This is a genomic window from Chitinophagales bacterium (assembly GCA_019638515.1).
GTDB lineage: Bacteria > Bacteroidota > Bacteroidia > Chitinophagales > LD1 > UBA7692.
On the sequence record JAHBTS010000002.1, the window covers coordinates 597,771 to 617,071 of the forward strand.

A 19,301-nucleotide genomic window follows, 5' to 3' on the forward strand; every position below is an offset into this window, starting at 1 on the left:
TTACTCCTACCATATTTACTGCAACTCGCAATGTACACAGTGCTATTGCTTTTCAAAAAATTAAAACAACTAAACAATTTGTAGTATTGCTGTTTCTACTTAAAGAATGAGCCAATCTGTTCATCAATATATTATTGGGAAAATACAGGAACGCAAAACTCAAAATACATTCCGAAGCCTCTTTCTTCCCGAAGGAAAAACAGATTTTTTTTCCAACGATTATTTAGGAATTGCCACCAACCGAAGTGTGCACCACGCTGTTTTACAACAACTAGAAAACACACCAGAACACACACCTATACATGGTGCCACCGGCTCGCGTTTACTCTCCGGAAATTCTACCTTGTTTGAAACCACAGAGCAGCAACTGGCAACACTGCACCAAACAGAAGCCGCACTGCTATTCAATTCTGGTTACAATGCCAACTTAGGTATTTTAAGTGCTTTGCCCTATAAAAACGCTCTTATTGTTTACGATGAATTGGTACATGCCAGCATGTTAGACGGCATCAATATGAGCAAGGCACACTCCGTTTCTTTTAAACACAACTCCATTGCCGATTTAGAAGAAAAACTACACACCCCTGCCGAACTAAAATTTATTGCTATTGAAGCACTATACTCTATGGATGGCGATTTTGCCCCCTTAGAGCAAATTATTGCATTGGCAATAAAATTCGATGCTGCCATTATATTAGACGAAGCCCACAGCACCGGCATTTATGGCACACAAGGCGAAGGCTATGCACAAAGTTTGCAGCTGCATAAAAACATATTTATACGCATACACACTTTTGGCAAAGCGGCAGGCATACACGGAGCAGTGGCACTTTGCACCCAAGCCACCAAAGAATTTTTAATCAATTACTGCCGCCCTTTTATTTTTAGTACCGCCATGCCGCCATACGCAGTACACAGCATTCAATGCAGCTATAACTTTATGAAATCTAAAGCCTGCGCAGCACAGCGCCTGCAACTGCAACAGAACATACAATACTTTAAGCAATTGGCTAGCGAAACAAAGAGCTACCAGTTTGCAGTTTCAGATTCACCCATACAAACCCTTTTTATTGCAGGTAACGAAGCAGCCAAAAATGCAGCCATGCAAATAAGAAGTAAAGGGCTGGAAGTAAGAGCCATTCTTTCGCCCACAGTACCAAAAGGAACAGAAAGAATACGCATTTGCCTACACAGCTTCAACACAAGCGAAGAAATTAAGTATTTAATGCATACCATTGCTGCCATTACATGAAAACACAAGCATTTCCGAAAAATATCTTTGTAACCGGCATTGGCACCGATGTGGGTAAAACGATAGCGGCAACCATACTTTGCCGCGCACTAAAAGCCGATTATTGGAAACCGGTGCAAAGTGGCAGTTCTCTTGGCACCGACAGCCATTTTGTAAAGCAGTTTACTACAGAAAATACCACTATACATCCATCGGTATATAATTTAAAAGCCCCAGTTTCGCCACACGAGGCAGCAGCCTTAGAAAACCAAACCATTGAAATAGAAAAAATAACACCACCCTACACTTTAAACAAGTTGGTAATAGAAGGCGCTGGCGGCATTATGGTTCCCCTCAACAGCGAAACCGTTGTTTTAGACCTAATTGCCGAATGGCAAATACCTGTAGTGCTGGTATCGCAAAACTACCTTGGCAGCATTAACCACACCCTGCTCAGTTGCGAAATGCTGCACGCAGCAGGAGTACCAATTGCGGGAATTATTTTTAACGGCATTGCCAACGAAGCATCCGAAAATTTTATTCTAAATTATACCAATCTGCCCCTTTTAGGAAAAATAAGCATGGCAAAAACCATCAATTCCGACTTTATTCAAGCAGAAACCATACAATTAACCCACCACTTAAAGGCACACGGCTACGAATTTTAAAGGCACACAGCTACAACTTCAAAATAAAAAAACTACATTATTGCATTTATGTAGCAAAAAACTATCTTTGCAGTCCTTTTTTCGGAAATAGTCCGAAAATTTAAGTAAAACATCAATAAAAATGGCGCGTTTAAACGTAACAAAATTAAAAGCCAGCGAACTTGAACTGAAAGAAAAGGTAGTAAATGTTCGCAGAGTTGCCAAAGTAACTAAAGGCGGCAGAACATTCTCTTTTTCAGCTACAGTAGTAGTAGGTAATGGTAACGGAATTGTGGGCGAAGGTCTTGGAAAAGCCCGCGAGGTTCAAGAAGCAATCCAAAAAGCTATTGACGATGCTAAGAAAAACTTAGTAAGCGTTCCGCTTCACAACGGAACAATTCCTCACGTACAGCACGGAAAATTTGGAGCATCAAAAGTAATGCTAAAACCAGCTACACACGGTACCGGAGTAATTGCCGGAGGTTCTATGCGTGCAGTTTTAGAAAGTGCCGGCATTAAAAACGTATTGGCAAAATCTTTAGGCGGCTCTAACCCTGCAAACGTAATTAAGGCTACGCTTTCTGCATTAAGTAGTTTGCGCGACCCAGTTACTATTTCAAGAAACAGAACTGTTTCGTTAGAAAAAGTGTTTAAAGGTTAATTCTACCAAAACTATTAAAAACAGCAACCAACATGTCTAAAGTTCGCATCACAAAAGTAAAAAGTGAAATAGACCATACCGGAAGACAAAAAAGAACGCTTGCGGCTCTTGGTTTAAAGAAAATGAACTCTTCAAAAGAAGTGGAATTGAATCCATCTATTGAAGGTCAAATAACCAAAGTAAAACACTTACTAAAGGTTGAAGCCATTTAATTTTCACCCAACAACACAAAAAGAAATTAAGCGAAATGGAATTATACAATTTAGCACCTGCCGAAGGCGCAACAAAAACTAAAAAAAGATTAGGTCGCGGACAAGGAAGCACTACCGGAGGTACTGCCGGACGTGGTCATAAAGGTGCACAAAGCCGCTCTGGTTACAAAACCAAAAAAGGACACGAGGGCGGGCAAATGCCATTGCAAAGACGTTTACCTAAATTTGGATTTAAAAATCCATTCCGTGTAGAATACACACAATTGAACTTAGGTAAAATTCAGCATTTAACAGAGAAATTAAACTTAACTGAAGTTACAGTTGAAAATCTTCGCGCCAACAAACAATTAGGGAAAACCGAACTTGTAAAAGTACTAGGAAACGGTGAGTTGAAAACAAAAGTAAATGTAAGTGTTCATGCCATTAGCGAAAGTGCTAAACAAAAAATTGAGGCATTGGGCGGTACTGTTACAATTGTGAAATAATATCATATCTACTTTCGATGAAGAAACTTATTGAAACCCTCTCGAACATTTGGAAAATCGAGGAGCTCAGGCAGAGAATTTTACTCACGCTTGGGCTTATTTTAATTTACAGAGTTGGAACCTATATTACCCTTCCGGGTATTGACCCTAGTGCATTGGCAACTGTAAAAAGCCAAGGCAGCGGAGGTATTTTAGGCTTAGTAAACTTATTTGCAGGTGGTGCATTTAGCCGTGCCTCTGTATTTGCATTGGGTATTATGCCTTACATCTCTGCTTCTATTGCCATGCAATTGCTAACTATTGTAGTTCCTTTTTTCCAGAAGCTACAAAAAGAAGGCGAAAGCGGCAGAAGACTTATTAACCAATATACTCGTTGGCTAACCGTTGCCGTTACTACTTTCCAAGGTATGGGCTATGTGGTTTACTTAACCAGCGTAGATAGCGAGGCAATTTTAATTCCTTCTACCTTGTTTGCTATTTCAACTGTAATTGTGCTTACCACCGGAACACTTTTTGTAATGTGGATGGGAGAGAAAATTACCGATAAAGGCTTAGGCAATGGTATTTCACTCATTATTATGATTGGTATTTTGGCACGTTTGCCAGAGTCGCTTATACAAGAAGCTACTTCGCGCTTGCAAAGTGGTGGTTTAATTGTATTTGTATTGGAGTTGGCTTTCTTGCTGGTTGTAATTGCTGGTTGTATTATTTTAGTACAAGGCACTAGAAGAATTCCTGTACAATACGCTAAAAGAAATATTGTGCAAGGCGGCAGAATGATGCAAGCAGGAGGCGTTCGCCAATACCTTCCATTAAAAATAAATGCAGCTGGAGTAATGCCAATTATCTTTGCTCAAGCCATTATGTTTTTACCGGCAACTATTGCACAGTTTCTTCCAGGTATGGATCAAAACAGCAAATTCTTGATTGCCTTCAACGATATTCAATCTATTCCCTACAACGTAACTTATTTTATCCTTATTGTTGCTTTCACCTATTTCTACACTGCGTTAATTATTAACCCGGTACAAATGGCTGACGAAATGAAACGCAACAATGGATTTATTCCGGGAGTAAAACCGGGCAAAGCAACGGCTCATTTTATTGATGTGGTAATTTCTAGAATCACACTCCCCGGAGCTATTTTCTTGGGATTTGTTTCTATTATGCCTGCATTGGTAATGCTAGTAGGCGTGCAACAATCTTTTGCATTATTCTACGGAGGCAGCTCACTTATTATCATGGTGGGTGTAATTTTAGATACCTTACAAAGTATTGAAACACATTTATTGAACCGCCATTACGATGGTTTAACCTCTTCCGGCAGAATAAAAGGAAGACAAGGGTATGCCATGGCTTCTATGTAAACAATAAGCATTATTTTGAAAAAACCCTCTCTAAACAGAGAGGGTTTTTAATTTCCTTTAAAAGTGATTTTTTCGTTTATTAAAACAATTATGGGACTACAGGCAAAAACAGAAGAAGAACTTGCTAAAATGCGCGAAAGCGGCAAGTTGGTAAGTAAAGTATTGGGCGAAATTGCCAAAGAAATAAAAGTAGGCAAAACCGGTTTAGAATTAGATAAACTGGCATTTGAGATGATTAGCGACCACGGAGCAAAACCTTCGTTCTTACACTACCATGGCTATCCATACACACTTTGTATTTCGGTAAACGAGGCAGTAGTGCATGGCTTTCCCAACAACCGCCCTTATGAACCAACCGATATTGTGAGCGTAGATTGTGGCGTATATTTGAATGGCTACCACGGTGATATGGCTTATACCTTTGCCTTTGGCGAAGTAAAAGAGCCTACATTGGAACTTATGCGCGTAACTAAACAAAGTTTGTACCTGGGCATAGAAAAAGCCATTACCAATAACCGTGTAGGCGATATTTCATTTGCAGTACAACATTTTTGCGAAAAGGAACACCCATACACTTGTGTGAAAGAACTAGTTGGGCATGGCGTAGGTAAAGAACTGCACGAAGACCCGCAAGTGCCTAATGTAGGCAGAAGAGGTGACGGCAAAAAGCTAATTACCAATCTTACCATTGCCATTGAACCTATGGTGAATATGGGCGTAAGAGATGTTTATACTTTAGAAGACGACTGGACGGTAGTAACCCGAGATGGGCAACCCTCTGCTCACTTTGAACATACAGTTTGCGTAAAACCAAACAAGGCCGAAATTTTAACCTCCTTTGAATTTATTGAAGCCGGTATAAAAGGCAATAAGGAACTTATATTCGTGTAGCAACACTTTTAAAAAGTTTACACGCTATTCCGCAAAGGCATCGGCTACCGATTTCCCCTTCCAACATGCAGGAATTTGAAGGTTGAAAATGTGTGCCAAGGTAGCTGCGGTATCGTATTGCTTTACCTTCTTTTTTATTTCGTAATTCTTCTTGGTTTTGGGGCCACTCAATATCCACGGGATTTGAAATTCTGCTTTGGTTAGTCCTCCGTGCCCTTTAAATATACCTCCGTGATCGGCAGTAATGAGTATGTAAGTTTCTTTGTCTAACGAGGCTTCTTTTACTGCTTGCAGCACCACACCAACCAAGGAGTCAGCTACTTCAATACTTCTATAATAGGCTTCGGTAAAATGCCCGATGGTATGCCCTGTATGATCTACATGATCGAAATGCACAAACAGAAAATCGGGCTTCATATTTTTAATAAGCTCGCAAGCTTGGGCACAGGTAGCAAATTCATCTTTGGTGTGAATAATAGTATCCATAGCTTCGGTGTTTGCCAATGGCGCAAAGCCTTTCCACTGATGCACACATGCAATAGTTGCAGTTGGTTTCTGCGTGCGCAATACTTTAAATATTGTAGGAAACAATGCTCCCTTTGGCTGTCCACAAAATCTTCGGTTGGCAATTTTAGCACGCGTCCATCCATTGCTAAGAACAGTAGTGCGGGCAGGTGGCATACCGCTTATCATAGCTGCCCAGTTGGGCGCACTCATAGTAGGCACCACTGCGCGAGCCTTGTAGGTATAAGCTCCATGAGCCTTCAATGAATCTATATGAGGCGTATGAGTTCGCTGTGCACCCATGCCGCTCATACCATCAAAACCCAATACAATTACTTTTTGTGCTGCTGTGCTTAATACAATGAGTGAAGCAACAATAAGCGATACATACTTCATAATAACTATGCTGCTTATTTTTTGCCTTTGGATTCTTTAGGACCTTTAGCGCCTTTAGTATCTATATCCAAGAGGTGAAAATAGGTTGCCTTGAATCGCCCATCAACTACTTCTCCTTGTACTTCCGCTTTTCTTACAGCTACACAAAACCCATTTTTATCGTGTGGATGACCATACTCTTTAATGCCTACGCCATCTACATAATATGCCTTTTTATTCATGCGTATGGCTAAATCGCAATCGTTGCCCGGAAGACCAAAATTACACTCTCCGCACGAAGCCTCTACTACCAATAGCTTTTGGGTGGAATCCGGCTTTGCTTTTAGTGTGCTTGCCACTTGTGCAGAAACAGTTGTGGCAAAACATACAGCTGCAAGTAAAAGATAAACTGCTTTCATATCATTTCATTGTTTAGTTTGTAATTGCAAGATTCAAGTTGCAAATGCAACTTGGGTTAATAATAAAGATTGAAGATATTTAATAGGAGAAAGAAATCCTAGTCGTTTTCTTTCTCTGTTGTTGAGTTTGTGTTGAACAGCCAGTAGTTGTTCTTGTGTGATGTCTTCAAAAGAAGTCTTTTTGGGAAATATTGGCGAAGCAACCGATTATAGGTTTCGTTTACACCTCTTTGCCAACTATGATAAGGTGTGGCAAAATAAAGGGATGCGTCTAAAGATTTGGCAACAAACTCATGTTGGGAAAATTCTTTTCCGTTGTCAGATGTGATAGTGTGTATATAATCTTTGATAGGCATTAAGGCTTTTATAAATTCCTATGCTGTTTGGTTAGCTTCCAGCGACTTTCAATGTCGCCATGAAACCAATGGTATGCGCCATAAAGCAATTCGGATGTGCCAATGCCCAAATCATATTTGAATTTATTGGAAGCTGCAGTGATTTGCCTGATGTAGCTCAGCGCAAGGTTGGCGTCTATGTTCACCAAACTTTGCGCCTGCGAAAACATGGTGTGCACCTTGGCAGACACGTTTTCCGCAGTGATAGTTTCATCAAGTTTTACAACGCCTTCGCCAGACATTTTGAAAAGGTTTTAACCGAACCCAATTATGGCTCGTCCCCTCTTCTACGAATAGTTAAATGCTTATTGCATGATGAAAGAAAACGGAAGGTCTGTAATAACTTTTACTCTTTCACAAACCTCAATCTGAAACTGTTATCTTTCTCTGCACTTTGAATAAAGTAAAAACCCGATGACAGGTTACTGATGTCAGCCACTCCATTAACAAATTCAACAGGAACTGCTGTGCCCTGAATGTCAAACACCTGAATAGCTTTATCATTTATTGGCTTAGCTGAAAGCACGGTAACAGTGTTCCAAGCCGGATTGGGAAACAAAACAACCAAGTTGTTGTCTTCAACCTCTGCAACAGAAGTTGGATTGATGGTGGTGAAAGAAAATGCAGCCGACCAAGGTCCAAATTCAGTTCCCCTTCTTGTGCGGACACGCCAAAAATAAGTAGTGTTGAATCCAAGCTGATTCACCGAAGTGTAGCTACTCTGCGGCATAGAAATACTAAGCGGCATAGAGCCATTAAAATTAGGATTGTTGGCAACCTCTCCCTCAAACAGATGTAATGAAACAATTGAGGGAAAATAGGTTACATCTGTCCAATCAAAGAATGCGGAAGCCGGATTTACATTGTTTGCGCCATTTGGTGGGCTAAGCAGAGTTATTAAATCTTTAACAGTTGAAAACGCCCACTGACCTTTCCATGCACCCACTTGGTTTCCATTCTTTGCGCGCACTCTCCAATAATAAGTTTTATTGATTTTAAAGTTCGTCATGTAGGCAGGCGCCACTGAATCTGATAGTTCAAAAGTTTTGGCTGTTTGGAAGGAAGGCAAAGTGTCAAAACTCACCTCATATTTATCCGCCCCAATCGCTCTTGTCCATCTCAATTCCGTATCGTTTGGCACCTCCAAGGCATTGTTTGCGGGGGCAAGAAGTTTGAATGAATCTAACTGTGGCACTGTTGAGCCAAAAAGCCTTGCCACTATGTAATTATTATCGGAATAGCCCGCCACCACAATTTTATTGTCCGGCTGAATCACCATGTCAAACAACTTAAAATTATCGTTGGCGCTTCCAAACAACATATCATTTTCATTAGGGTCGGTTCCGAAGGTTAAATCGGGCCTGCCATCGCTCTTTGATTTTGAAACAAAGCCAATGTTTTCACCCACTTCGTAGCCCTCGCCTGCCATAAAAAAACCACCATCCTGGCTAAAAGCAACAGCATTGGCCTCGCCTTCATAGTAGCCGCCTATGTAATAACAACACGAAGTGCCTCCTGAAGCGTTCCAAGAATCGGTTGTGCCATTAGTGCCTAAGCGAGTTAACTTTAATCTTGTTTCGCGATTGAAACCATCAAAGTAGGAGTTGTGCCCACCAGCGAGGTAAATTTTGCTGTTGGCATTATCATACAAAATTGCGTTGATGTAAGTGTGCGCATCCCAAAGCGTTTGACCGTTGGTTCCAAAAGAATTGTCGGCAGTTCCGTCTTCGTTCACTTGAATTACCCAACCGTAAAGAACACTTAAATAATTCCTATAGCTGTGTCCTGCTGCAAGAATTTTTCCATTAGGGAAAACATGTACATCCCGCAGGTAATCTTTATTGTTTCCCAAACCCGTAAGTGTAGAAACACCGTTTGTGGCGAAAGTGCTATCTAACGTTCCGTTGGTTTTGTAGCGCACTACTGCTCCTTTTGATGAAGCGCTGTTTACCATTGATGAACCTACTGCCACCACTTTTCCTGTTGCGGGATGGAATTTAATTTTGAAAAAAGTTTCTGTGTTTGATCCCGATACACTTGTGATCGCTTTTCCGCTGCTTCCAAATGTATTGTCCAAACTTCCTGTGGAGTTAAATTTTAAAACCATTCCCGATTGTTTAGTTCCGTTATTAGTGCTTCCTCCCACAAAAAAACTCCCGGTGTTTTCATCCACAGCAATCGAATAGGCAATATCATCACTGCCCGATTGAACGTCCACTTTTGCCACGCCATTTATGCCAAATGAAGTAACTAATGCTCCTACGCTGTCTAATTTTAAAACAAAAACATCCTCTCCTGTGCTATTGCTGTAAGTTGAGCCGGCAACCAAAAAAGAACCATCATTCAACAATGCAATAGCTCTGGCTTTTGAAACCCCTCCACTAATAGTTGCAAGGCGGTAACCCGTGTTATTAAAACTCAAATCAAAAGTGCCGCCAACTTGGGCTTGGGTAATATTTCTACCAAAACAAAATGTATAGTACATATTTCCAAAGCTGCGCGAAAAAATTGGAAAACAAAATGTATATTTTAAAATAATTTAGCTTGGGTAGTTGGTTTGTAGTTCATTGTAAATACTTCCGTTTTTGTTTTACCCGGTTTGTTTGAGGCGGTTAAGTGCATCTCGTTGTTTATCGTATGCCAGCCGTTTCTTGCCGTGTATTCAGCGAGTAGCTCGCTTGGGTAAGTGGTTAGCATAAACTTACCCTCCAACGTTTCAAGTAGATTTAAAAGCTCTTTAAAATCGCTTTCGGTGTAGCCATCGTAATGCCCCATATCTGCATTAAAATAAGGAGGGTCTATAAAGTGAAAAACATCTACACCATCGCAAGCAGCAAGCACAGATAGTGCATCTCTGCAAAATATCTGCACATTAGCCAATCGCTTCACATATCGCTGGTCAAACATCTTCTTTTCTTTGTCGAATTTCTTAGCCAAGTTCTTGGTGTCGGAGTGCGCCCAACTCTGCCCCAAATTACCGCTAAAAGACTGGTGCGATAATACATATACAGCCCACGCCCTAAGCACATCATTACCCATGCCTGCAAGCCACAGTTTGCGAGCTTCCCGATACTGAAACTCACTATACAGCGTTACATCTATCTCATCGTGTAAGCCTTCAAAGTTTCGTTTAATCACACGATAGAAATTAACCATATTATCACTAATATCGTTAATTATCTCTACCTCCGAAATTGGCTTTTTAAAAAATACTGCGCCCCCGCCAAAAAACACTTCCGTATAGCATTTATGTGGCGGCAGTAGCGACAATATCAAATCCGCCAACTGCTGTTTTCCTCCCCAATACTTTATAGGTGTTTTCATCATGTAAATACTACTTCGTTTAAGTGAATACGCACAGGCTGCCAGCGTGTCATTAGCTTTCTGAAATTGCTCTCAAAAGCGGTGCGCAAATGCACAGGCACACCTTGCACGTTTACCGTTATTGAGAAGCGGCTGTAAGAGCCAAATCCGTGCGTGTAAGCAGCGTTGTAATGCGCAGTTCCATCTCTGTGCAAAGCAGGAGCGTAAGTTATGGTTGCATCACTTGCACCAAGCGCCTTTGCCATGTTTATGATGCTCCATTCAGTACCGGAAAACCGCATCACTTCCAGCAAAGTTCTGAATAGCGCAAGCCTACTTGCTTCGCTTAAATACAAGAAATTAAATATAGTAGCATCAATGCCAAACACCTCCAGCAACATTTGCAGCTTTATCGGGTTTTGCTCCGTTGTTACCCACACTTTTAGCTGTAGCAAACTAATACCTTTTAATCTGTACAGCAGCGTATCTTCATACGCTGCGGTGCGATTGTCTTTTATTGAATTTGGGACTATATTACTCATACCTCTGTAATTACAATGCTGCCTTTTTCGTAAAACTGTTTCCAGCTAAGAACCGGAACTGAAGGGAAATTTACATTCACGATAGAATACACATTAGGCACAGCGAGCAGCCTCCGGTGAAGCTCATTTATATCAAACGAACCTTTGAATTTTACGCTAATTTCATTCAGATACTTTGTGGCTGCAAACTGCAAATCGTTTGCAACAGTAACGCTGTTGCTTCCAATCACTTTTTTAAATTCAATAGTACCATCTAAAGACACGCCAACGGCTGTTTCAATAGTAAACATATCGCCCACTATGTTTTGTTTGGTGTCCGATAAAGCATCTAATACAAAACCGTTGGTTGTGGCATCTGCCGGAGTGCCGCGCACCGTTCCTGTGCCAATATCTATCACCCGTTGCAATACACACACTTTTATCACTCCCGGAGCCATAGAAGGATTATCTTGCTTCGTTTGTAAATTGCAATCAAGCACACCCAGCACACCTTTAGCTTTGGCTATATAGCTTGCTCTTGTGCCTATTGGTGCAAAACCATTAGCCGCCATCACGCGCACGCGGTAATCATCATCTTCTTCGTTTGGAAGCCGCGCAACATTAAAAATTTCGCCCCAGTAGTCGAGTGCTACACCGTTGGCAAGCTGCGGAAACGATTGCTGCAAGCACGATTCCATTTTGGCTAAAACTCGTTGTTCGTGATATGCAATCACGTTAATCATTATCATCTCTACATCTGCGGTGCTTAGTGGGTAACCTGCAAGCCCTTCGTAGTATGCTTTTGTTTCGGCAATAGCTTGTGCCGGATTTACATTTAAAAACTGAAATGCCATATTATTTAGTGTTTTACTTTATCGTTTTTCATGTTTTCGTAAGTTATTTCTTGCGAACTCATAGCGGTGTCAAAAGCAGTTTTTGCGCCTGCACTTCCTGTTGCGCCTGTTGCTCCAATAGCTGTTGAAGTAGCCGATACCAATGCCGTCAAATAGGTTTTTATTTTATCCAAATTATTTACAAGATTTTCATTCTTAATGATGCCGCCATTTGCGCCATCATTAAATTGAAATAAATCGCTTGCTTTCGCATATATCTTCTTTGCAGAATTAACTATCGTTTCTTCTCCTGCATCTGCATCGCGAGTGTCTATATCGCTGTAAATAGCCCCTAAAATCAAATTTCGGTCTGCCAAAATCACACACACCAAATCATCGGTGTGGTAAGGGAAATCTACTTTATTCTTTCCGGTAGATGGCTGCAAAATATAGCACTCATACACCGCATTGCCATGCTCCTCTACTTCCACGTTGGCGGTGGTGTCATTCAGCGATTTTATCTTTCCAAATACTATCATTTTTGAAGTGCTATTTCGGTTTCAAATAATACATCTCTATCTATTTGATGGCGAGCCTCCTTAACTACATATTTACCGTTAATGTTACCGGCATCGGTTAGCTCTACCGCCACACCTGCTAAAAGCCGCACATCTCCGGCAAGCCGCAAGCGTATATCTACTTCTTTTTTTGCTCTGTTTTCCAGCCATTTGGTGGCTCGTTTGGCTGCATCTTCGTTGCTATCCACTTGCTCGTATATCGTTGCCGTAGAGCCTTCTCCACCTGCATTGGCAACACCGCTATACAGCTTCTTCTTTTGAGCATCATACCAGCGAACTTCGCACTTTGCAAACCTGCCTTCTGCCTTACTTTCATAGTCCCAATCTACCACATCATTCAGGCTTATTTTTAATGAATTTGAATTGCGCAGCTTACTGTATTCGTAAGATACAAGATTACCTCCTTCAACCTTTAGTATGTAGCCGTTGCGGTGGCATTGCTGCATTAAATATTGAAGATTGGCGGCATTTTGATTACCAACCACATTGCCGCTCACATTGCCTTTTAAAGTTAATCCTAATTGACTTGCAACCGTATTTGCAAGCGTTTGCAGCGACTGGCTTGCGCTGCTTCTTTTTGGCGTAGTTACAATGTTTTTGGGCGAAGTGCTTAACGCCTTAATTACACACCTGCTGCCGCCTCTGCTGCCACTCATACTAAATTCATCTACCCAAAATGTTTGTGTGTCTAAAAGTGCGCTGCCTTCTACCCCCAAATACACTTGCATGGTATCGCCTGCAAGCGGCATCCACGCTTTTAAAAAGTTTTGTTCATGGTCTGCAAAAGTTATAGATAGCGAACCTGCTCTACCCTCCAAACAATCTGTAAACTCTATACGTTCAACCAAATCGCTTAGGTCATTCGTTACATCTTTACCCTCATATATTATGCTGAATACTGCTTTCATTTTATCTCCAAGGCGGTAAACTTTCTTTATTTATCAATGTTACATCTTCCACACTATCGCGTACATACACCACAGTACCGGGAGCGGCTTCTTCGTAGGTGGGCAAATGGCGATTGTCAAGCACAAGCAGCGGCACTAAATTAGTATCGCCCCAGTATTTGAACGCAATAGTATCTAACCTTTCGCCCTCTTTAGTTGTGTGTTCTATGTACATCATTTTTTAAAAAATTACATTCACAGGATAATTACTATACACTTGGTGTGTTTTCTCGTTTATTTTTTTTGTTGCCTGCCGTTTTGTTTTTGAGCCTTTGCCCTTTGCTACCTTTTTCTTTTCGGTTAAAGCAACGGCACTCCGTGCGGCAAATTCTTTAATGTTTAAATCAAAATCATACTGAGTAATCGTTCCGTTTGGCAGCGTTCTTTTAATCGAATCGCTTATACTTACTATCTTGTATTTGCCTTTATACAAGCCATTTACAAATATCAAATCAAACGCATCGCCACTAAGCAGCATTTCTTCAAGCTGGTTAATTACTTCGCTAATTTTATCACCTAAATAGTAGTGTAGCGATACGCGCAAGGTTAGCTCATTCAGTTTAGCGCCAACCGAGCCAAGAAGAGGCTTTCCGGTAGCAATGCTATACTCTGCATAATCGTAGCCGCGAGCGCCTTCAAACGCATGTAAGCCGCCCATTACAGGCAGCTTTAAATTCCCAAATTGCAAATAATCTCTACTATCTCTAATCATGGCTAATTGTACGAGCCTCTGCCATCTACTCTGTTTACTCTGTTGGTGGCTGCGGCTATTTCTTTTTCGTTTAAATTTAAGTGCGAGTGTATCACTATTTGCTGCGGACTTCCTTGTGTATCTGCTTTGTGGCGCTCAATCATTTTATTGATGTTTTCGTTATCAAACTCCGCGTTTTTCTTTCGCTCGTTGGCATCTGCGATATCTTTTAAGGTGCTAAACTCCCAACCTATATTTCCAAATGCGTTACCAACACCGAAAGTATTCACAAGTTTATCGCCAAAATTGTTTTCGCTCATAAGCGCAATCTGCTTATCCTTTTCGGCTTTCGCCATCTCCATAAATGCTTCCTTCTTCATATCTGCAAGTGCTTGCGCCATTGCTAAATCATCAAGTCCTTTCGCTACTTTTGCATATATGCCGGGCAAATCTTGCATGGTAGCCTTCTCTACATTTATGTTCTTCAGATATTCTGGATATTCAGATTTTAATTTTCGCAAAGCGCCTCTAAATTCTTCGCTGCCTTCTCGCATTTTGCGCAGCGCTTCCATTTGCTCTTTTAGTTCTGCTTTCTTTTCAAGCGTACTTTCTTGCGCTCGTTTTTGGGCTTCAATATTTAGCCTATTTTCGTAAGCAACCGCATCGGCTGCACGTTTCTTCTGCCATACATAGTAAGCCACACCTGCGGTAAGCGCTGCAATTACCGCAACCGCTCCAAGCGCAATGTTTGCAGCCATTGCAGCGTTCCAAGCATACTGCTGCAAAGTTACCGCGCTCAAACCTCTTGCCAATGCCTGTGCTGCCGGGCTTGCTTTGGCAATGTTGGAGTAATATGCCACTATATCGCCAGTAACCATAGCTTTGGTAAGTGTAGCCACCACATTAGTAAACTGCACCGCCTTTGTAGCTGCGCCTACCATGCCAGCGCCCAAAAACCAAAACCCTTTTGCAACATTAAAAACAGGCACTGCAACCGCTCCAAGCAGCAAGCTGCTTGCTACTAATTTAGATAGTGCCGGGTGTGCCTTTACCGCTTCGCTCGTAAATGCCGCAAATGGCGTTACCAGCTCTTTTACCATAGATGTAATAAGCGGCAATCCGTGTATAGATAATTCGGTTAAACTTTGCTGCATTTCACCAATGGCGGCATCAAACCTTCCTCCAGATGTAGTGCTTATCTTTTCCGTCATTTGGTAAAAAGCACCACCTTCTTGCGTGGCAAGCTGCAACGCCTTTTCAAAATCTTTAAACTTAATTTTCCCTTCGCTTGCAAAATCAAATACTTTGTCTGCGGTAGTATTGAGCGCCTTTGCAAAGTACTCCATATCGAAACCTCTGTTGGTCATCTCTTTTATATCTTGCGAGTACAGCGTTTGCTGCGAACGAAATATTGCAAACTTTTGTGCAAGCTCCGGCAATGTAATTGTACCTAAGCCTTGCGCCACATCGCTAAGCATCATTAGCTTTTCGCGCATCACATCGGCATCTTTGTAATGGTTCATTAAAGGTGTGGCTGCCGCAAATGTTTCGCGACTATTGTAAATTGTTTTGTTTGCAAAGTCGTTTAACTCTGCAATCATTATTTTGGCTTTATCGGCATCGCGCAAAAAAACATTAAACCGCATGTTTGTTTTCTCAAACTCCATGCCGAGCTTAGCAAAGTACCCACCCATTGCCACAGGTATGGCATTTTGTAAACTAAAAATTTTTGAAAAAGAATCGCTCGCCCGGCTAAACGAGTGCTGAACGCGGTTAGCGTTTTGCTCCAAGGCGGCAAAAGCACCGCCCGTGCGGTTTATTGCCGATAATACTACCGATAAAGAAAAGGTTGCTGTTGCACTCATAATGTGGCTATTTCTTTCGCCCAGTAATTAAATTCGCTAATAGTAAATGCAAGCAGCGTTTCGGGCTTAAAGCCGCTTACCCTTGCGAAGTAGATAACTGCTTTGCCAATGCCGTCAAAGCCCCGCCAAACAGTGTGTCTTTTAGCAAAAAAAAATCATCTATACTCAGAGCTTCCACATCTTCCATAGCAAGCTGCTTCCCGTCAAATGTGCATATTTGAGCCATTAAAGCGGCTTCAAACTTAGCGCCTTCGGTTGCTCCGCTTACCCGTTGCGCCTGCACCATATCCGCAACCAGCGGTTCGCGCATATCTACCTCGTTGTACTTAGGTGAGGTGCTTTCTTTCTTTGTAATTTTCATAACTGTTTTAAAAGAGTTTTAAACTTGTTTTAAATAGGTAGCGTAATGGTTATTACCGAAGGTTTACCTGCTGCCAAATCAATGCTATCCAATGCCGAAGAATCGGCAGCCGCATTTATGTTGTTTGTCTTGCTTCTATACCAATTATCCAGCGCGTATTCGTAAGCCTCCATTTCATCAATGGCATCGCGCACAGGGTTAGTTACGTCAATTACAAGTGCAAAACCAAAAACGTAAAACGTATCGCCTCCGCTACATTCGCTCACCTGCCTCAATTCCATTCGCTCCAAGCGGCTCATGTATGCGCTGCCGCTTTCTGCTCCACGCTCCCAGTTAAAAGTAAGCGCAGCTATGCGCATGGCTTCCAACTCTTTCTTTTTGCCGTTTTTTAGCTCTTCGAGCGTGGCGGGTATTACCTCCCACTCGCTGCCGCTCCATTGCTGCTTAGGGTTTGTGAGCAAGGCTGTTCGCTGCTCTTCGGTTATTTCAATAAAATTATCATCGGGCGTTAAGCCGCCAACTTCGGTATCGTAAAACCCCTTAAATTCGTAAGTTAGTTCGTCTATTATGGCGTATAGCATCTTATAGCTTTTCAGTAATTATGTAATGAACTCTGCAAATAATACTTCCCGGTATAAAAGACCGTACTCTCGCAGGAAATGAAGACAATACACCTGCCGAAGGATAACCATCTAAACACACACTTAAATCAGCATAAGCATCTACATGCTCCACCGTTAAAAGTATTCGGTGCTTTGCCGGGTCAAATACAAACGAGCTTGGCAAATAAACAGTTAGCACATTAGTTCCTGAACTAACATAGGTATCAGGACTTACCCCACTTCTTATCACCTTGTGCGTAATACCCAACTTGTTTAGCCATGTAGCGGCATCGGTAATGTTGTTTCCGGTTTTGTTTGCCTTGTCTAAAATTAAACCTGCTACCGCGCTGCTAAGTCCGCTAACCATCGGTTCAAGTTCATCACCAGGGTCCCAACCTGCAAATATACTCACAAGCTGCGGCAGCGTTTCTACAGTGCCACCGCCCAAGCCAAACACCTTACCTTCTGCATCTGCCATGCGCAAGTGCAAATTCTTGGTGCGCAGCGCAAGCAGGCTAAGAGGTATATTATCCACACCTCCCACGCCTCCTTGCACAAGGTCGGTTTCTTCAAAGCCTTGCACGGCTTCGTTCCAATCTACCGTTGCGGCATCTGTTTCGTCTATATCGTACATAATTCTTACGCGTTAATTCTAAACCCGGCAGTTAAATCTTTACCTCCCACAACCAAAGTATTGCTAAAGGCATCAAAAGAAAGTACAGGCTTTCCGCTATCGGTTACAGAGCAAGCCCAAACGCTCATAATGAGTGTAAATTCGCTCATTTCGTTTGCCTTAAAACCTCCGAGCGGTATGTTTTTACCAATGCCCGTTACGGCAATAGTGATGTTTTCTTCGGTGGTTCTGCCTGCTTGTGTAAAACCTTCTTTGTTGCCTCTAAAAATGAGCTTGCACGGCTTGGTTATATCGGTTAGCTTTTTAAACTCATCTGCAAATATCGAGTTGAATTTAATCTGCACTTCCAATTTCTCCACGCCTGCCGGAAGCTCTATATCGCTTAACATTCCAAGCGATTTAAAATCAGACATTTTATACTTAAAATCGGGAAAGGTAATTTCGGAAAATTTACCTGCAATCTTTCCTCCTTCCACATACACATTGCCGTTGGTTACTTTATACGCTACCATCTTTTTTTATTTTAAAAACGTTTTAAAAATTTATTGAAATAATTGCTCCAAATACTGCACGTTTAAATAGCTTTCGTAAGTAAGCCTGTCTAAACTTGGGTGGGCGCAGAAATCGTAAGAGAAAACAAACTGCCCTGCTTGCACATTGGCAATCGGGTTTTTCGCTTTTTCGTACCAAATGTTAGCGTCCAAAATAGCACCCTGCGCTTTCATGGTGTTAAAGTAGTTCTGCACGCTGGCAACTATAAAATCAAGCGCAGCATAGCCAATGTTTTTATCCATAAAGCTAAGCGATTCTCGTTGTATGGTTTCTTCTATCACATCTTCCACAATAGAAGCTGCAATCATGCCTTTTAGGCTCGCATCAGTTGGGAAAGCAGCCGTCCAGTTGCCCCACAGGCGTGTGCCGTTGCCTTGCGTTTTAAAAATAGTTACAATGCCCTTGGCGTTCAAAAGTTGGTTATCTGCTCCGCTATCTGTAAGGCTGCCAATAATAGCTACTGCAGAGCCTTTTACGTTGGTAAGTTCGCGGTTGCTCGGACTTTGCCAAAAGCCAACATCTTCGTGTGTGGCAATAAATTCGGCAGCCAGCAACTGGCTCAAAGGAGCTTGCACATCTACGCCAAAATCTTCGTTAAGCACCAACATGTTTGGAAAGCAAAGTATTACACGCTTATCGCTGTAACTGTAATTGGTATTGCGCGAAATAATCGCATCTACCACACTTGCCGCGTAAATATCAATAAGCGCCTTTGCCTTTAGCGTTGCGGCTACGGAGCGCATTTTAGCACCAATGCTTAGCACTTGCGAGTAGCCGGGTGCAATTATGAAATTCGGCTTCATGCCAAATTTGGCTTCGGCTGTTTTTAGCAACTCAATACCCGCAATTAGTTTGGCTTCTAAGCCGCTTAAAGAGTTACCCAAAGCTCCGAGCGATTCCTCGTTTATTTCGGTGTAGTACTTGTTTGATTCTACGCCCACAGCAGTGCCATCGAGCATATCAGACTGGTCTGTGGCATCTGCCACGTTTAGTACTATTACCGGAGCGTTGCCGTCTTTATACAGCGATTTTAAAGCGTTTAAAATCGTTGTACCGGGAAGGTCTAAGCCATACTTTGCTTCTGCCTGCTCCAAATTGGTAACGAGTGTTAGCTCATTATCGCCTTCGGCAGCAACACCCACCAATGCCACTAATGATGTTTCGCTGTTGCGGAAAATCTTTAGCGTGTCTTTTTGTTTAATTTCTACTCCGTGTAAGTAGCTCATA

General features: G+C 41.9%; 25 protein-coding genes. 7 read left to right on the forward strand and 18 right to left on the reverse strand.

Going from position 1 to position 19,301, the window contains the following annotated elements:
- The first annotated feature begins 106 nt into the window (after positions 1 to 106).
- The 7 genes from KF872_05785 (at position 107) to map (ending at position 5,494) form a co-directional block, all read left to right on the forward strand.
- Entirely contained in the window at positions 107 to 1,252 is a 1,146-nt protein-coding gene (locus KF872_05785; GenBank protein MBX2903051.1) for an 8-amino-7-oxononanoate synthase, read from the forward strand.
- Positions 1,249 to 1,899, forward strand: a complete 651-nt coding sequence (bioD, locus tag KF872_05790; protein ID MBX2903052.1) for a dethiobiotin synthase — start codon at positions 1,249 to 1,251, stop codon at positions 1,897 to 1,899. Before KF872_05785 ends, bioD begins: the two co-directional genes overlap by 4 nt.
- 121 nt (positions 1,900 to 2,020) lie before the next feature.
- A complete protein-coding gene (rpsE, locus tag KF872_05795; GenBank protein MBX2903053.1) occupies positions 2,021 to 2,539 on the forward strand; it encodes a 30S ribosomal protein S5 in 519 nt (172 codons plus the stop codon).
- A 32-nt stretch (positions 2,540 to 2,571) separates the two neighbouring features.
- Positions 2,572 to 2,751, forward strand: a complete 180-nt coding sequence (gene rpmD, locus KF872_05800; GenBank protein MBX2903054.1) for a 50S ribosomal protein L30 — start codon at positions 2,572 to 2,574, stop codon at positions 2,749 to 2,751.
- A 35-nt stretch (positions 2,752 to 2,786) separates the two neighbouring features.
- Positions 2,787 to 3,236, forward strand: coding sequence for a 50S ribosomal protein L15 (gene rplO / locus KF872_05805; GenBank protein ID MBX2903055.1), 450 nt, complete (start codon positions 2,787 to 2,789; stop codon positions 3,234 to 3,236).
- Positions 3,237 to 3,253: 17 nt separating this feature from the next.
- Positions 3,254 to 4,603: a preprotein translocase subunit SecY gene (secY, locus tag KF872_05810; protein ID MBX2903056.1), complete on the forward strand. Its 1,350-nt coding sequence runs from the start codon at positions 3,254 to 3,256 to the stop codon at positions 4,601 to 4,603.
- 90 nt (positions 4,604 to 4,693) lie between these two features.
- Complete coding sequence (gene map / locus KF872_05815; GenBank protein MBX2903057.1) at positions 4,694 to 5,494, forward strand: type I methionyl aminopeptidase; 801 nt, start codon at positions 4,694 to 4,696, stop codon at positions 5,492 to 5,494.
- Between the two features lie 24 nt (positions 5,495 to 5,518).
- Here map and KF872_05820 read toward each other — a convergent pair whose 3' ends face one another.
- The 18 genes from KF872_05820 to KF872_05905 all read right to left on the reverse strand — a co-directional run bounded on the left by KF872_05820 (position 5,519) and on the right by KF872_05905 (position 19,300).
- Positions 5,519 to 6,394 carry an alkaline phosphatase gene (locus tag KF872_05820; protein MBX2903058.1) on the reverse strand — a complete coding sequence of 292 codons (876 nt, stop codon included), beginning with the start codon at positions 6,392 to 6,394 and terminating at the stop codon, positions 5,519 to 5,521.
- 14 nt (positions 6,395 to 6,408) lie between these two features.
- Positions 6,409 to 6,792 (reverse strand): hypothetical protein, encoded by a 384-nt coding sequence (locus KF872_05825; GenBank protein ID MBX2903059.1) that lies wholly within the window; start codon positions 6,790 to 6,792, stop codon positions 6,409 to 6,411.
- A 98-nt stretch (positions 6,793 to 6,890) separates the two neighbouring features.
- Positions 6,891 to 7,148, reverse strand: coding sequence for an IS30 family transposase (locus KF872_05830; GenBank protein ID MBX2903060.1), 258 nt, complete (start codon positions 7,146 to 7,148; stop codon positions 6,891 to 6,893).
- Positions 7,149 to 7,156: 8 nt separating this feature from the next.
- Entirely contained in the window at positions 7,157 to 7,429 is a 273-nt protein-coding gene (locus KF872_05835) for a hypothetical protein (GenBank protein MBX2903061.1), read from the reverse strand.
- Between the two features lie 104 nt (positions 7,430 to 7,533).
- Positions 7,534 to 9,672: a T9SS type A sorting domain-containing protein gene (locus KF872_05840; GenBank protein ID MBX2903062.1), complete on the reverse strand. Its 2,139-nt coding sequence runs from the start codon at positions 9,670 to 9,672 to the stop codon at positions 7,534 to 7,536.
- 44 nt (positions 9,673 to 9,716) lie between these two features.
- Positions 9,717 to 10,514 (reverse strand): DNA adenine methylase, encoded by a 798-nt coding sequence (locus tag KF872_05845; protein MBX2903063.1) that lies wholly within the window; start codon positions 10,512 to 10,514, stop codon positions 9,717 to 9,719.
- Positions 10,511 to 11,032, reverse strand: a complete 522-nt coding sequence (locus tag KF872_05850; protein ID MBX2903064.1) for a hypothetical protein — start codon at positions 11,030 to 11,032, stop codon at positions 10,511 to 10,513. Before KF872_05850 ends, KF872_05845 begins: the two co-directional genes overlap by 4 nt.
- A complete protein-coding gene (locus KF872_05855) occupies positions 11,029 to 11,865 on the reverse strand; it encodes a baseplate J/gp47 family protein (GenBank protein ID MBX2903065.1) in 837 nt (278 codons plus the stop codon). The genes KF872_05850 and KF872_05855 overlap by 4 nt, the downstream gene beginning before the upstream one ends.
- 5 nt (positions 11,866 to 11,870) lie before the next feature.
- Positions 11,871 to 12,383, reverse strand: a complete 513-nt coding sequence (locus tag KF872_05860; GenBank protein ID MBX2903066.1) for a hypothetical protein — start codon at positions 12,381 to 12,383, stop codon at positions 11,871 to 11,873.
- Positions 12,380 to 13,330 carry a hypothetical protein gene (locus KF872_05865; GenBank protein MBX2903067.1) on the reverse strand — a complete coding sequence of 317 codons (951 nt, stop codon included), beginning with the start codon at positions 13,328 to 13,330 and terminating at the stop codon, positions 12,380 to 12,382. The genes KF872_05860 and KF872_05865 overlap by 4 nt, the downstream gene beginning before the upstream one ends.
- A gap of 1 nt (position 13,331) precedes the next feature.
- Positions 13,332 to 13,547 (reverse strand): hypothetical protein, encoded by a 216-nt coding sequence (locus KF872_05870; protein MBX2903068.1) that lies wholly within the window; start codon positions 13,545 to 13,547, stop codon positions 13,332 to 13,334.
- Positions 13,548 to 13,550: 3 nt separating this feature from the next.
- Positions 13,551 to 14,081 carry a phage tail protein gene (locus KF872_05875; protein ID MBX2903069.1) on the reverse strand — a complete coding sequence of 177 codons (531 nt, stop codon included), beginning with the start codon at positions 14,079 to 14,081 and terminating at the stop codon, positions 13,551 to 13,553.
- 2 nt (positions 14,082 to 14,083) lie between these two features.
- Positions 14,084 to 15,925 carry a hypothetical protein gene (locus KF872_05880; protein MBX2903070.1) on the reverse strand — a complete coding sequence of 614 codons (1,842 nt, stop codon included), beginning with the start codon at positions 15,923 to 15,925 and terminating at the stop codon, positions 14,084 to 14,086.
- A 76-nt stretch (positions 15,926 to 16,001) separates the two neighbouring features.
- The gene (locus KF872_05885) at positions 16,002 to 16,286 is read right to left on the reverse strand and encodes a phage tail assembly protein (GenBank protein MBX2903071.1); all 285 of its coding nucleotides are present in this window, start codon (positions 16,284 to 16,286) and stop codon (positions 16,002 to 16,004) included.
- A 29-nt stretch (positions 16,287 to 16,315) separates the two neighbouring features.
- The gene (locus KF872_05890; GenBank protein ID MBX2903072.1) at positions 16,316 to 16,867 is read right to left on the reverse strand and encodes a hypothetical protein; all 552 of its coding nucleotides are present in this window, start codon (positions 16,865 to 16,867) and stop codon (positions 16,316 to 16,318) included.
- Between the two features lies 1 nt (position 16,868).
- On the reverse strand, positions 16,869 to 17,522 hold the full coding sequence (locus KF872_05895) for a hypothetical protein (protein MBX2903073.1): 654 nt from the start codon (positions 17,520 to 17,522) through the stop codon (positions 16,869 to 16,871).
- Between the two features lie 5 nt (positions 17,523 to 17,527).
- Entirely contained in the window at positions 17,528 to 18,034 is a 507-nt protein-coding gene (locus tag KF872_05900; GenBank protein MBX2903074.1) for a phage major tail tube protein, read from the reverse strand.
- A gap of 30 nt (positions 18,035 to 18,064) precedes the next feature.
- On the reverse strand, positions 18,065 to 19,300 hold the full coding sequence (locus KF872_05905; protein ID MBX2903075.1) for a phage tail sheath subtilisin-like domain-containing protein: 1,236 nt from the start codon (positions 19,298 to 19,300) through the stop codon (positions 18,065 to 18,067).
- Position 19,301 lies beyond the last annotated feature (1 nt).

Bases quoted from the DNA above. Each gene is read 5' to 3' on its own strand.
- KF872_05835 (MBX2903061.1), bottom strand. From the start codon at position 7,429: ATGTCTGGCGAAGGCGTTGTAAAACTTGATGAAACTATCACTGCGGAA.
- KF872_05840 (MBX2903062.1), bottom strand. From the start codon at position 9,672: ATGTACTATACATTTTGTTTTGGTAGAAATATTACCCAAGCCCAAGTT.
- KF872_05900 (MBX2903074.1), bottom strand. From the start codon at position 18,034: ATGGTAGCGTATAAAGTAACCAACGGCAATGTGTATGTGGAAGGAGGA.
- KF872_05905 (MBX2903075.1), bottom strand. From the start codon at position 19,300: ATGAGCTACTTACACGGAGTAGAAATTAAACAAAAAGACACGCTAAAG.
- KF872_05860 (MBX2903066.1), bottom strand. From the start codon at position 12,383: ATGATAGTATTTGGAAAGATAAAATCGCTGAATGACACCACCGCCAAC.
- KF872_05785 (MBX2903051.1), top strand. From the start codon at position 107: ATGAGCCAATCTGTTCATCAATATATTATTGGGAAAATACAGGAACGC.
- KF872_05895 (MBX2903073.1), bottom strand. From the start codon at position 17,522: ATGTACGATATAGACGAAACAGATGCCGCAACGGTAGATTGGAACGAA.
- rpmD (MBX2903054.1), top strand. From the start codon at position 2,572: ATGTCTAAAGTTCGCATCACAAAAGTAAAAAGTGAAATAGACCATACC.
- KF872_05830 (MBX2903060.1), bottom strand. From the start codon at position 7,148: ATGCCTATCAAAGATTATATACACACTATCACATCTGACAACGGAAAA.
- KF872_05850 (MBX2903064.1), bottom strand. From the start codon at position 11,032: ATGAGTAATATAGTCCCAAATTCAATAAAAGACAATCGCACCGCAGCG.
- rplO (MBX2903055.1), top strand. From the start codon at position 2,787: ATGGAATTATACAATTTAGCACCTGCCGAAGGCGCAACAAAAACTAAA.
- KF872_05870 (MBX2903068.1), bottom strand. From the start codon at position 13,547: ATGATGTACATAGAACACACAACTAAAGAGGGCGAAAGGTTAGATACT.
- KF872_05880 (MBX2903070.1), bottom strand. From the start codon at position 15,925: ATGAGTGCAACAGCAACCTTTTCTTTATCGGTAGTATTATCGGCAATA.
- bioD (MBX2903052.1), top strand. From the start codon at position 1,249: ATGAAAACACAAGCATTTCCGAAAAATATCTTTGTAACCGGCATTGGC.
- KF872_05845 (MBX2903063.1), bottom strand. From the start codon at position 10,514: ATGATGAAAACACCTATAAAGTATTGGGGAGGAAAACAGCAGTTGGCG.
- KF872_05855 (MBX2903065.1), bottom strand. From the start codon at position 11,865: ATGGCATTTCAGTTTTTAAATGTAAATCCGGCACAAGCTATTGCCGAA.
- KF872_05875 (MBX2903069.1), bottom strand. From the start codon at position 14,081: ATGATTAGAGATAGTAGAGATTATTTGCAATTTGGGAATTTAAAGCTG.
- KF872_05825 (MBX2903059.1), bottom strand. From the start codon at position 6,792: ATGAAAGCAGTTTATCTTTTACTTGCAGCTGTATGTTTTGCCACAACT.
- KF872_05820 (MBX2903058.1), bottom strand. From the start codon at position 6,394: ATGAAGTATGTATCGCTTATTGTTGCTTCACTCATTGTATTAAGCACA.
- map (MBX2903057.1), top strand. From the start codon at position 4,694: ATGGGACTACAGGCAAAAACAGAAGAAGAACTTGCTAAAATGCGCGAA.
- secY (MBX2903056.1), top strand. From the start codon at position 3,254: ATGAAGAAACTTATTGAAACCCTCTCGAACATTTGGAAAATCGAGGAG.
- KF872_05885 (MBX2903071.1), bottom strand. From the start codon at position 16,286: ATGAAAATTACAAAGAAAGAAAGCACCTCACCTAAGTACAACGAGGTA.
- KF872_05890 (MBX2903072.1), bottom strand. From the start codon at position 16,867: ATGCTATACGCCATAATAGACGAACTAACTTACGAATTTAAGGGGTTT.
- KF872_05865 (MBX2903067.1), bottom strand. From the start codon at position 13,330: ATGAAAGCAGTATTCAGCATAATATATGAGGGTAAAGATGTAACGAAT.
- rpsE (MBX2903053.1), top strand. From the start codon at position 2,021: ATGGCGCGTTTAAACGTAACAAAATTAAAAGCCAGCGAACTTGAACTG.